Source organism: Flavobacterium sp. UBA7680, from assembly GCF_002482975.1.
GTDB lineage: Bacteria > Bacteroidota > Bacteroidia > Flavobacteriales > Flavobacteriaceae > Flavobacterium.
The window spans coordinates 234,246-246,988 of the sequence record NZ_DLHA01000058.1; the positions used below are offsets into that span (position 1 = coordinate 234,246).

At 32.8% G+C, this 12,743-nt stretch carries 10 protein-coding genes and 1 tRNA gene; 2 read left to right on the plus strand and 9 right to left on the minus strand.

Annotation, left to right across the window (positions count from 1 at the left end; all coding sequences use genetic code 11):
* Positions 1-30: 30 nt before the first annotated feature.
* Positions 31-1,140 carry a pectate lyase family protein gene (locus B3C18_RS24710; RefSeq protein WP_291153174.1) on the minus strand — a complete coding sequence of 370 codons (1,110 nt, stop codon included), beginning with the start codon at positions 1,138-1,140 and terminating at the stop codon, positions 31-33.
* Positions 1,141-1,377: 237 nt separating this feature from the next.
* Here B3C18_RS24710 and B3C18_RS24715 point away from each other — a divergent pair, with 237 nt between their 5' ends.
* On the plus strand, positions 1,378-1,950 hold the full coding sequence (locus B3C18_RS24715) for a Crp/Fnr family transcriptional regulator (RefSeq protein ID WP_291153177.1): 573 nt from the start codon (positions 1,378-1,380) through the stop codon (positions 1,948-1,950).
* Between the two features lie 370 nt (positions 1,951-2,320).
* Here the strand turns inward: B3C18_RS24715 and B3C18_RS24720 are convergent, their stop codons facing one another.
* Positions 2,321-2,869 carry a HutD family protein gene (locus B3C18_RS24720; RefSeq protein ID WP_291153180.1) on the minus strand — a complete coding sequence of 183 codons (549 nt, stop codon included), beginning with the start codon at positions 2,867-2,869 and terminating at the stop codon, positions 2,321-2,323.
* Between the two features lie 131 nt (positions 2,870-3,000).
* The gene (locus B3C18_RS24725) at positions 3,001-3,507 is read right to left on the minus strand and encodes a GNAT family N-acetyltransferase (protein ID WP_291153183.1); all 507 of its coding nucleotides are present in this window, start codon (positions 3,505-3,507) and stop codon (positions 3,001-3,003) included.
* 223 nt (positions 3,508-3,730) lie between these two features.
* Between B3C18_RS24725 and B3C18_RS24730 the strand changes: the two genes are divergently transcribed.
* A complete protein-coding gene (locus B3C18_RS24730) occupies positions 3,731-4,120 on the plus strand; it encodes a helix-turn-helix domain-containing protein (RefSeq protein WP_291153185.1) in 390 nt (129 codons plus the stop codon).
* Between the two features lie 71 nt (positions 4,121-4,191).
* Here the strand turns inward: B3C18_RS24730 and B3C18_RS24735 are convergent, their stop codons facing one another.
* The 6 genes from B3C18_RS24735 to thrA form a co-directional block, all read right to left on the minus strand.
* Positions 4,192-4,884: a hypothetical protein gene (locus B3C18_RS24735; protein WP_291153188.1), complete on the minus strand. Its 693-nt coding sequence runs from the start codon at positions 4,882-4,884 to the stop codon at positions 4,192-4,194.
* Between the two features lie 56 nt (positions 4,885-4,940).
* Positions 4,941-5,013: transfer RNA gene (locus tag B3C18_RS24740), tRNA-OTHER, on the minus strand.
* Positions 5,014-5,230: 217 nt separating this feature from the next.
* Positions 5,231-6,916, minus strand: coding sequence for a hypothetical protein (locus B3C18_RS24745; protein ID WP_291153193.1), 1,686 nt, complete (start codon positions 6,914-6,916; stop codon positions 5,231-5,233).
* A gap of 149 nt (positions 6,917-7,065) precedes the next feature.
* Positions 7,066-8,355 (minus strand): threonine synthase, encoded by a 1,290-nt coding sequence (gene thrC, locus B3C18_RS24750; RefSeq protein WP_291153195.1) that lies wholly within the window; start codon positions 8,353-8,355, stop codon positions 7,066-7,068.
* Positions 8,356-8,749: 394 nt separating this feature from the next.
* Positions 8,750-9,673 carry a homoserine kinase gene (locus B3C18_RS24755; RefSeq protein WP_291153197.1) on the minus strand — a complete coding sequence of 308 codons (924 nt, stop codon included), beginning with the start codon at positions 9,671-9,673 and terminating at the stop codon, positions 8,750-8,752.
* A gap of 160 nt (positions 9,674-9,833) precedes the next feature.
* Positions 9,834-12,281 carry a bifunctional aspartate kinase/homoserine dehydrogenase I gene (thrA, locus tag B3C18_RS24760; protein WP_291153201.1) on the minus strand — a complete coding sequence of 816 codons (2,448 nt, stop codon included), beginning with the start codon at positions 12,279-12,281 and terminating at the stop codon, positions 9,834-9,836.
* Between the last annotated feature and the right edge of the window lie 462 nt (positions 12,282-12,743).

Consider the following 12,743-nt stretch of genomic DNA (forward strand, 5'->3'; position numbering starts at 1 on the left):
AAAAACTAACTTACTTTTATTCTAATTCAATTAAAAAGAGCCGCAGATATTACCGCCTAAAGTAGCTCCTGCATTTGCAGAAATATCAGCTTTAACAGCTGTTTTATTAAGTTTTACAATCGAATATGGCGGAGTAAAAGCAGTACCGCTTCCGGCTTGATTTCCGGTTGTATTGGTAAAAACGTTATCAGTTGCCGTAACAGCAGTATAACCGCTCATTAAATCGATAGGAGTTTTTACACCTTCAAAAACGTTGCTTTCTACACGAAGATCAGCTTCAAAACCTGCAGCAATACATTTATTGCTTACTGTACTGTTAAAGAAGTTGTTTACCAAATGCACTTTTCCAAAACGAACCCTAGGCATTCTTTCTTTACATCCGGGAGCCCACCAGCATCTTGCAAAAGTAATTCTCAATTTGCCGCGATCTGCGGTAGCACCATCGCTTGAACCAATTAAGTTTGAATACCTATGATCGTCCGATCCTCCGGAACCTCCAGCTTTTGGTGGTTTTAGATAATGGAATTTAGAATATGTAACCGAGATATAATCGGATTTGTTTTTGATGTCGAAGTTTCCGTCAACACCATCTCTAAATTCGCAGTGATCTACCCAAACATTGGTACATTCATCCAGAATTGCGTTGTCCCAGCCATCAGTATCATAAGCTCCGGGACCTTCAAAAATAAGATTTCTGATGATTAGATTTTTACATCTTTTAATGTTAATAATTCCAGAAGCATCTTTAGTCTGATTTGTCGAAACCAGTTTTGCACCACTCGCACCATAAATAGTTTTACCAGTTTGATCCTGAAATGATAATCGTGTAGTAACTGTAATAGTTCCGGAAACTTTGATCACTTTTACAGAAGTGTTTTCAATAGCCGCTTTTAATTGAGCGTAAGTTGTAACAGTAGTTTCAGCCGAAGAACCGCCGCCTGTTGTATTTCCGTTTTGAGAAGCCCAGCCCGGAACTTCAGAACAGTTTCCAATTTTTGCGGTTAAATTCGTCGTACCTGACTGAATTGTTGTTTCGGTACTTGCTTCTGAATTCGGTGAAGCAATTTCTTCAGAGTTACATGCCGTAAATCCTAAAGCCAATGTTAGTAAAAACATGGAGAGTGTTGATTGTAATTTCATAATTTAAGTTTGGTTATTTATAAAAGTTTAACAACACAAATCTGACTATAATTTGCAGGAAAAAAGTTGAACAAGTTCAAACTTTTGCAAAAAAATCTATGAAATTCGTTTTTTTAACAGTTGTTAATTTACAAAAATGCATAAATAGTGTACATTTACGTAATCGATTACATTTTTTAAACCCCTAATAAAGAGTGGATTGAAAAAACAAATTTATTTCCAACAAAAACCACAAGCATGTACAACCTACTAAGAAAAAACATTGAGCGAAAGATCCCGCTCACAGATGAAGAATGGAATATCATTGTTTCAAAAGCTGAACTTATTAAACTTAAAAAAAATCAGTTTCTTCAAATTCAGGATTCTAATAATAGTTATGAGGGGTTTATTTTAAAAGGTTCATTTAAAACTTACATCTTAAACGAAAACGGAACGGAAACCGTAATTTTCTTTTCCTTCGAAAATGAATGGATGTGTGATCTGGAAAGTTTCTATCACCAAAAGCCAACGACTTACAATATTAAAGCCATAGAAGACAGCGAAATTTTGGTTATAAATAAAGCCCAAAAAGCGCAGTTGTTTGCAGAAGTTCCCAAGCTTATTCAGTTTCATGTTTTAATGATTGAGCGTGCCAATGTGGCGATTCAACAAAGACTTTTGGATGTTTTAAATAAAACTTCAAAACAGCGTTATTTAGATTTTAAAGATCGTTATCCGCAAAAAGTCCAGACCATAAACAACAAAAATCTTTCATCGTATTTAGGAGTTTCACACGAGTTTTTATCAAAGATTAAGAGAAGGGTTTCTTAAGATGAAAGGGGCAGAGATACAAAGTAACAAAGGTTCAAAGGTTTTTTTCCGTAGAGACGCACAGCAGTGCGTCTAACATAAGTTTTTTAGCCACTCCCGATAGCTATCAGGATAAAAGGATTAAAATGATTTTTGTTTCACGCAGATTAATTATCCTCAATCTTGTCATTTCGACGAAGGAGAAATCTTCGTAAGTAACTCCGCAACGGGATTCCAATCTTTGTAGAGCTTCTTGCGGAGATTTGCTTCGCCTATTCGCTGTCGCTCGGGTCTCGTTCCTCGAAATGACAAACTGTATGGAAACTTTGCGACTTGCAAGATTAAAAAAAAAACTTAGTGTCCTCGTGCCTTCGTGGCAAAACAACTTCTTTTAAAAATCCAATATCCCAAAAAGGCATTCATTAGAAAAATGAAGCATTATATTTTCCTTTTTTTGATTTTCAATGACTAATAAATCATAAGGTTCCAGATTATATGACTTCTCATTAATTTTAATAACTGTTGTATCTAAAGAAAACAAAATTATTACTTGAGCATTACAAATCTGATTACTATTCGCTATTCTCAGTTTGTGATGGTCTATTTTTTCAGAAACCATCCAATTAAAATCAACACCATTTGTATAAGAAGCCACTTCATCATCCGAATTAAATTCTATGATTTCATACTTATCATATACTTTTTTTTCTTTGTTTACCTCAATCTCTAAGTCGTTATCAAGCATAACTAAGTATCGGTAATAGCCCTTAAATTTGGTAAACACTGAAGGCACTTCCTCTATTGTAGCACTGCTAATTCTGAATACAAAATCTCTATCCGTATAGTTTGCTGTTTTCGGATATATCATATATTCATATGTCAATCCGCCACTCCAAATAGAAGCTTTACTATCTTTTTTAGACAAAAGACTTATTTTCATTTATTGAATATTTTATAAGATTTCAAAGTATCTAAGATCCATATTTAATCTTCTTTTAAATGAACTTATATTACTTATATGGTAAAAAAGAAAAAACTTTGTGTCTTTGTGCCTTCGTGGCAAAAAAAAACTTAAATCTTTTTCTCTAAAAATATAAACTCCAAAGGCTTATCTGAAATATTAATATGAATTTCACTTGGAGGAAAAGGTTCTCTTTCTCCAGTTTCAACATAACCATGACGTTTGTACCACGCAATAAGCTCAGAACGAACCGAAACAACTGTCATAATAATACTAGGCAATCCTAAAGCTTTAGCACGAATTTCGGCTTCTGCCAGCAATTTTTTCCCAATTCCGCCATTTTGTAATACAGGCGAAACGGTCAGCATTCCTAAATACAACTGATGCTCTTTCTTTACCAATAAAGCCGTACCAATTATTTGGTTATTTTCTGTGAATTTTAAAAATGTATTTTTAGGATCTAAAATAATTTCGGTTAATTCCTCTTCAGTTGTTCTTTTTCCTTCTAATAAATGTGCTTCTGTAGTCCAGCCTTTTTTAGAAGTTTCTCCTCTGTATGCAGAGTTTATTAAAGTTAATAATGCAGGAATGTCTTCAAGAGTTGATTTTGTAATCATTATGTTTTAATGTGATTTTGTTTTATAAAAATTGAATTGCCTCCGGCTTTAGCTGGAGAAACAAAATTACATTAGAAAATGACTTTAGCCTAAATCTTTAACGTTTTTTGGCTAAAGCCGAATTTGTCAATTTATATCAATTATGAAAAGCGTATCTTACAAAAGCTAATTTGTTTTTTACCGAAATTAATTTTCGTTTAAGAATTTTAAATATCTTTGAATTATGAGTACAGCAATAAAACCAAAACATATCGGCAGAAATATAAGCCGTATCAGAGAGCTTAAAGATATGAAACAGGAAGCACTAGCACAAGCTTTAGGGACAAGTCAGCAGACTATTTCAGCTATTGAAAACAGCGAAACTGTCGAAGAACAAAAACTAATTGAGATAGCAAATGCTCTTGGAGTTTCTGTTGAAGCAATTAAGAACTTTTCAGAAGAAGCGGTTTTTAATATTATTGGAAATACTTTTCAAGATCACGGAAATATAACGACGGGTAATTACGGTTGTACTTTTAATCCTTTAGATAAAGTTGTTGAACTTTACGAACGTTTGGTGCAAGCTGAAAAAGATAAGGTTGAGTATTTGGAGAAGTTATTGAACGGGAAATAATCCTTTTTTGAAGATATATTAAAATAAAAAGAGACCTTCACAAAAGGTCTTTTTTTTATATAATAGCCTTTTTAACGAATAACTGTTTTAGACATACTTTTTGTATTCTTCTTTGATGACAAATTCCAATGTTGTGATTTTGAAATGAATGATTCTAGTTCTTGAAATTTGCTGTAATAGTAATTGTAATGAGCTTTGTCAGGAGACTCAATTAAATCCTCAATTATTGAAATTAGTTTTTTATTTATTTGAAATAATCTATAAATATACACAACATCTAAATTATCAATCTTTGTGGTCAAATCGATATTTAGCGCAGTGTTTTTACTGTTCAAAGCAACTGTAATCTGACCGTGTGCAATTTTGTTTCTAATAATACTTGGGTCTACAATATATTTAAGTACAATTCTTTTTAATTCTAGACTTTTATTTGGAATTTCAGAACCTTTGGAGAAAGTATTGAATTTTAAGAAAGCTAGTTCTATTGTTTTATACCATTTCTCTTGAATACTTGCCTGTTTAAGAATTTCATCTATATATTTTTGTTCAAAACCATAAGGAGTTAATATCATTTTCATGAAACTTGATTCTGAATAAGTTGAATATAAGAGAGCATATAATTTTGTTTGAACGTTAAGAGTATTTGTTTTATTCTCTTTAATTGCTCTATTTATTGTTCTTCTTATTTCATTTTCTGCAGTAAGATAATCAGTAGTATTTACAACATATGCTTTGTAAAAATCTAGGGTGTTTGGGTCTGGCATATTTTATTTAATTAGCTGATTTGCCAGTTTATGAAATCTAAAAAAAGTAGTATCTCATAAACCGGCAGGAATCGAACCTGCGACCTCTTGATTTCTCAAGCGCTCTAACCTTGCTGAGCTACGATTGCGTTGTAAATATAAAAATATATTTTGAATATCTACTTTTTTCTTAAGCTTACCATTAACGCTTTGTTACTGCAATTGCTAGGGTGAGTGTCCCGCTGGTGGGTGTGTAGAATATGTTTTGAATTTATTTGTGTTAACGATAGGTATGATTACGATAGAGAGTGATGTATTAGAATGAAAAGAATCTTATTAAGATCTCTTTTTTATTCTTTTCTAGACTTTATTTTAAATCAAGTTTCTGAATATAATTTTCAATATAAGATGGTTGATTTTTAAAATTAGTCTGATCAAATTTTCTTGCAACAAAGAGAGAGAAAGAAATAGAAGTATTAAGATACTTTTGCCTAAATTCTTCCTTACTTTTAATAATAGTTGGTCTTATAAATTCAAAATATTTGTTAATCATTATTTCTAATCCGTACTCTCCTCTCTTTCTAAAATGCTCTTGATATAAAATTAAAGTATCAATATTAATAATAACAAGATCATTTATTTTGGAAATTTCTTTCGTATTGAAGTTCTCTCTAATCTCATTTCTAAACCATATATTTATTAATCTGTTTAATTCAGGAGTATCAAATTGTCTATCGTGAACAACTAATATTGGATAGATATTTAGATGCTCTATGTTATAGTTGTTGTCTATTTTTGTGTAATAAATACTAAATAATCTTTTTATATTTTCAATTATTTGCAATATTGCTTTTTTGTCTTTACCGTGTTTTAAAAACTTCTCTTTTAACGATTCTGATAAAATTGAAAAATCTCTGGATTGTTTTACTTTTCCTTTTAAAATTACGTCTTTACTTTCAAATAGAAGTATTTTATTTTTAAATCTTACATAATAGTCAGGTTCTGCTGAATATCCATTTTTTTTAAAATCTTCTCCTCTAAATTTAATCCATTTATTATTATTTGGGAAACATTTGTCTAAAGTGTTGTATAATAAAACCTGCTCAGAAAAATGATCACAATAAATTGATCGAAAATCTTTTACTTGTAATTCTTTTGGCAAACTTACATTGATCTTTAAACTGAATTCAAAAACAACACTTTTAAATATTCGTTCAACTAAAAATAATTTACTGAGAATAATAAATGTTTTTTCGTCAATTTTTAAAATTGGATTACTTCTCAAACTTACAAAATCAGGTAATTCATTGTAATCAATTGAAACTGTAAATAAATTTATAAAGTTTGAATTTATTTCAAAATTAGCATCTTCTTCAAGTTGAATTTCAGAATATGTTTCATCATTATGATTAATTACAGGTATAATCAGATTTAATAAATTTCTTGTCCATTCTTTCCATGTTTTGCAGTTATATGTTGAAAGGAATAAGGAAAGGTGAGACGCAAGCTTTGGTTCGTTTTCAATAAATTGAAAAAAATCAATAGCCTTTATAAATTGAGTTAAAAAAACTTCGTTCAGAATATAATTTTGTAAATCATGGTCATGATACGCCATTATAAGTAAAGATGCGCTTAGGTGTTCATCAGAACCATTTTGTGGCAGCTTATCTTTTCCTGCTTTTTCAATTTTATCCTGTTCGGAATTTAATAAAAGATATGTTTTAAATAGGCGTAATTCAAATTCGTCCGTATCAATAATTACATCTGTTTTTATATCTTCTTTTTCATATATATAATTCAATAATTTTAAACTACTGAAAATATTTAGAATTGATGTGTTTGTAGGAGTTATAGGAATCAAATTTAATTTATGTAAAGGATTTCTAAACCAATTATTTATTGTTTCGATGGAATCCTTTTCTGTTCTGGATTTATTTGTTATATAACTTACGGCTCTTAATAAATCCAATTTATTTAAAGGTTCTATTAAATCTTGAATATTATCATTTTCATTGAAGAAGCTTTCATAGTTTAATCGAAGTCTCATTTCCATAATTTTTTAAATAAATTGGTTATATAATTTAAAGATATATTTTAATTAATAATTATTTCTGAACCTTATATTTATAAAAGAATAAAGCCACAAATTACAGTTTTAAAATGTTGTAATCTGCGGCTTTAAATTTTTTATTTTATAAAAAATTACCCCAAGAAATCCTTCAACTCTTCATAAGTTCCAATCTTCACACTAACTTTCTCCTCATTAATAACACTCTCAATTTGTGTCGGAATCGGAAGTGTAATTCCCAAAGCAGGTTCAACAACATCTAAAAACTTAATAGGATGCGCCGTTTCTAAGAAAACACCAATTGCATTGCTATGTTTCTCCAATTCTTTTTTCAAACCTAAATAACCAACAGCACCGTGCGGTTCTGCGATATAACCGTCTGTGTTATAAATTTTCTTTAGAGCTTCAAGAGTTTCTTCATCGGTATAACTATAAGAAGAGAAATCTTTTTCGAAAGCTTTTAAGTCATTATTGTACAATTCCTGAATTCTAATAAAGTTACTTGGATTTCCAACATCCATTGCGTTAGAAATTGTTGCTTTAGAAGGTTTAGGGTCGTATTTTCCGTTTTCTAAGAATCTTGGTACCGTGTCGTTTACGTTTGTAGACGCTACAAAATGTTCAATTGGTAAACCTAATTTCTTTGCCATAATTCCGGCGCAGATATTCCCGAAATTTCCGCTTGGACAAGAAAAAACTAAAGGTTTGTTTTGGCTTTTCAATGCTTTGTAAGCAAAGAAGAAATAAAACATTTGCGGTAACCAGCGCGCAATATTAATTGAGTTTGCCGAAGTAAGGTTTTTGTGCGCTAAAGTTTCATCTAAAAATGCTTTTTTTACCATATCCTGACAATCGTCAAAAACACCGTCAACTTCCAGCGCTTTAATGTTTTGCCCTAAAGTAGTCAATTGTTTTTCCTGAATATCGCTCACTTTTCCTGACGGATATAAAATGACAACATCAACGCCGTCAACGCCTAAAAATCCGCTGGCAACGGCTCCGCCCGTATCTCCGGAAGTTGCTACTAAAACGGTGTTTTTAGCGTCTTTTTTGTCTTTATTGAAATATCCCAGACAACGTGACATAAAACGCGCTCCAACGTCTTTAAATGCCATTGTAGGGCCGTGAAATAATTCTAACGAATAGATTCCGTTTTCAACTTTCACAACCGGAAAATCAAAAACTAAAGTATCTGCAATGATTTCTTTTAATGTTGAAGCCGGAATTTCATCGCCAACGAATTGTTTTATGGCTTCAAAAGCAATTTCTTCGTGGCTTAAACTTTCGATTTTATCAAAAAATGATGAATCTAAAGCGGTGATATTTTCTGGGAAATATAATCCTTTATCACTCGCTAATCCTTGTATTACGGCTTCCTGAAAAGAAACTTTTGGGGCATTATGGTTTAAACTGTAGTATTTCATTTTGATATTTTGATATTTTGATATTTTAGATTTTAGATTTTAGATTTTTGGAGGAAATTCCAAATTTTAAATTCCAAATTCCAATAGTTATGTTCGGTTTTCTTGTCATTTCGACGAAGGAGAAATCTCCGCAAGTAACTCCGCAATGAGAGTCAAATCTTTGTCGAGCTTCTTGTGGAGATTTCTCCTTTCAGTCGAAATGACAAACTTTATGGCTATGTTTTGTGTCTATACTTTGTCGACAAACTAGTGCGATTTGCTTCGCCTGTTCGCTATCGCTCGGGTCTCGTTCCTCGAAATGACAAACATTGTGTTTTTACTTTGCGTGGGCTTCGACTTCGCTCAGCCTGACAAAACTTTTTTTTAATTTTTTTTACTTAATACATTTCACATCTCACAAAATGCGAACTCCATCGGGGTTTATCTTCGAAACGTGAATTTCATATGGTAAATTCATTTTTTCGTAAACGTCGCTCATGGCTTTTGCGATTTGGTCGGCGGTATTTTTTCCTCTGCTTAAAGCAAAAATAGATGGGCCAGAACCTGAAATTCCAGAACCTAAAGCACCGTTTTCAAGAGCCGTTTGTTTGATTAAATCAAATCCCGGAATCAAAACACTTCTTAAAGGCTCAACGATTTCGTCATGAAGCGATCTTCCAATCAATTCGTAATCTTTGGTGTATAAACCTGCGATTAATCCGCCTACATTTCCCCATTGCATAATGGCGCTTTTTAGGGAAACCGTTTGTTTTAATACTGAACGTGCATCAGAAGTTTTCAACTCAATTTGCGGATGAACCACCGTTGCGAATAATTCTTCCGGACTGTCAATTCTGATAATATCAAGCGGAGCATAACTTCTTACCAAAGTAAATCCGCCTAAAAGGGCAGGAGCAACGTTGTCGGCATGCGCGTTTCCGCTGGCTAATTTTTCGCCCTGCATCGCAAACTGAACCAAATCTTTACGAGAATATGGTCTTCCTAATAATTCATTAATTCCGAAAACCGCTCCGGCAGAACTTGCAGCGCTGCTTCCGATTCCGCTTCCGGCTTTTATGTTTTTATAAATTTCGATTTCGAATCCAAAATCTAGTTCGTCTAAAGTTTCAAGCATTGCCAAAGCTGCAACTCCAGAAACGTTTTTTTCGGTTTCCAAAGGCAAATCGGCACCCACAATTTTAGTGATTCGTACTCCTTTTTGATCGACTTTTCGAACAATCATTTCATCGCCCGCATTGTCTAAGCAAAGTCCGAGTACGTCAAATCCGCAGGAGAGGTTTGCGATAGTTGCCGGGCAAAATAGTTTTATTTCTTTCATTTTTTTGGTTTTTGCCACGAAGGCACAAAGTCACAAAGTTTTATTTTTTTAAGGCTTTGGTTTTTGCCACGAAGGCGCAAAGACGCAAAGATTTTTTATTTTTTGCGCTAAGTCTCAAAGAATAAAAACTTAAAAACTTAGCGTCTTAGTGCCTTAGCGGCTAAACATTCCCAATACGAATAACATCTGCAAAAATTCCTGATGCTGTTACCGCTGCTCCGGCTCCGGCGCCTTTTATCAATAAAGGCTGATCTACGTAACGATCTGTGTAGAACAATACGATATTGTCTTTTCCTTCAAGATTGTAAAAAGGATGCTCTTTTGGGATGAATTGCAGACCAACGCTTGCTTTTCCGTTTTCGAATTGCGCTACGTATTTCAATCTTGAATCTTTGGCTAAAGCTTCTTCATAAATACCTTCAAAATGAGCAGCGTGTTTGATTAACGAAGCAAAAAAGTCTTCGTTGTTTGTTGTTGCTAAACAATCAGCTGGTAAAAACGATTCGTTTGCAATGGCGTCAATATCCATTTCGTAACCGCTTTCGCGAATCAAAATCAGGATTTTACGAGCTACGTCAATTCCGCTTAAGTCAATTTTCGGATCAGGTTCTGTGAATCCTTGCACTCCGGCTTCTTTTACCACATCGTGAAAAGAATTGTTTTTATCGAAATTATTGAAAATGAAGTTCAAACTTCCAGATAAAACCGCCTGAATTTTATGCACTTTATCGCCAGATGCAATAAGGTTTTTTACAGTATCTATAATTGGTAATCCCGCACCAACATTCGTTTCAAATAAAAACGGAGCGTTGTATTGGCGTGATAAACTTTTTAGTTTTTTATAATTGTCGTAGGCAGATGAACAAGCAATTTTATTACAAGTTACAACGGCAATACTTTCTTTTAAGAATTTCTCATACATTTCAGAAACACCTGCATTTGCTGTAATATCAACAAAAATACTGTTACGTAAATTCAATTCTCTGGCACGTGCAATAAATTCTGTTGGAATTGCTTCTTCACCTTTATCCAAAGTCGATTGCCAGTCTTTTAAAGAAATTCCGTCTTCATCAAAAAGCATTTTTCTTGAGTTCGACAAAGCAATTACGCGAACATTAATCTTTAAATTGTCTTTTAAAAATTTTCTCTGATTGTGAATCTGCTCGATGAATTTTTCGCCCACATTTCCAACGCCCATTACAAATAAATTGAGCTGTTTAGTGTTTTCTTCAAAGAAATTTTCGTGTAAAGTATTCAATGCTTTTTTAACGTCTCTTTCGTTAATTACAGTCGAGATATTTCTTTCAGAAGCACCTTGCGCAATCGCACGAATGTTTACGTTGTTTTTTCCTAAAGTAGAGAACATTCTTCCGCTTAAACCCTGGTGATTTTTCATGTTTTCACCAACCAAAGCAATAATGCAAAGGTCTTTTTCTACATAACAAGGATCGATTTTGTTTTGTGCAATTTCGATTTCAAAAGCTCTGTTGATCGCAGCTTCGGCATTATCAGCATCCGAATTTAAAATTCCGATACAAATGGAATGTTCAGAAGAAGCCTGAGTAATAAAAATTACGTTGATTTTTTCCTGAGACAATACTTCAAACAAACGTCTTGATGAACCTGCAACTCCAATCATTCCCGGACCTTCAAGTGTCAGCAGTGAAATATGATCAATATGACTGATTCCTTTTACAACGGTATCTTTTGATACAACAGTGTCCGAAATTAAAGTTCCTACAGCTTCCGGCTCAAAAGTATTTTTGATTAAAATTGGAATGTTTTTTCTTAAAACCGGCTGAATTGTTGGCGGATACAAAACTTTGGCACCAAAATGCGACAATTCCATTGCTTCCTGATACGAAATATTCGCAATTGGCTGCGCTTGTTTTACGATTTTTGGGTTTGCAGTAAACATTCCGTTTACGTCAGTCCAGATTTCCAGTTGTTCCGCATCGATTGCTCCGGCAATAATTGCTGCCGTATAATCAGATCCGCCGCGTCCTAAAGTGGAAGTAATTCCGTCTAAAGTCTGAGCGATAAAACCTGGAAGAATATTGATTTTTGATTGATTCAAAGCAAAATATTCCTGAATCAATTGGTTTGAAATTTCGAAGTTAACAACTGCTTTTCCAAAATCAGCATTTGTTTTAATTAACTCACGGCTATCTTTATAAACCGCATCTTTTTCAGTTTGCTGAAACGCCTGAGCAATGATATAAGATGAAAGCAATTCTCCAAAACTTAAAATAGTATCGGCAGTTCTTGGCGATAATTCGCCTAAAAGGAAACAACCGTCTAATAAAGTTTCTAAGTGGTTTATGATTCTTTTTACATGGCTCAACAAACTGCTTTGCTCACTTACCGGAATAAGTTCTTTAAGTGTGTCAAGGTGTTTTTTCTCGATTTCGGCAACAATATCTCTAAAGCCTTCATCATTTGCCGCTGCTTTTGCTGCTGCTAATTGCAATAAATCAGTTACTTTACTAAGTGCAGAAACTACAACTACTAATTTATCCTGCTTCGCTTTTTGGTTAACAATTTCGAGAACGAGTTTTATATTTTGAGCATTGGCAACCGAAGTTCCGCCAAATTTTAATACTTTCATTTTTGATATTTTTTTTCTTTGAATGCAATAGTTTTTATGTACCCATTACCTTTCTTCTTTTGCGAAAAAAGTATAGATAATCTGGATTATATGTAAAAGTGTATACCCCTAAGGGGTAGTAGTTGTTGTAGTAGAAATTGTTGTAGCAGCAATTGCAACTCCTGTTTGAGTTGTCATTGTAGATTGATATTTTGCGCTGTTACTTTTCATTTTTGATTTTTCAAAAGTACAGATTTTTATACGAGTTAAAAATTTTGAAAGCCTTTTTACGAATATTTTAATAATTTAAATCCTTAGATTTCAATATTGAGCATTTGTTAAAATTAAACATGTTAAGTTAGCGTTTTAATATATTTCTGATAATTTAAAACGGAAATATAGATACTTTCCCGATGAGAATTTTACTAAAAAAAGGAGCAAAAGGCTGTGATAATCTACATTTTACTATTATCAAATAAATAA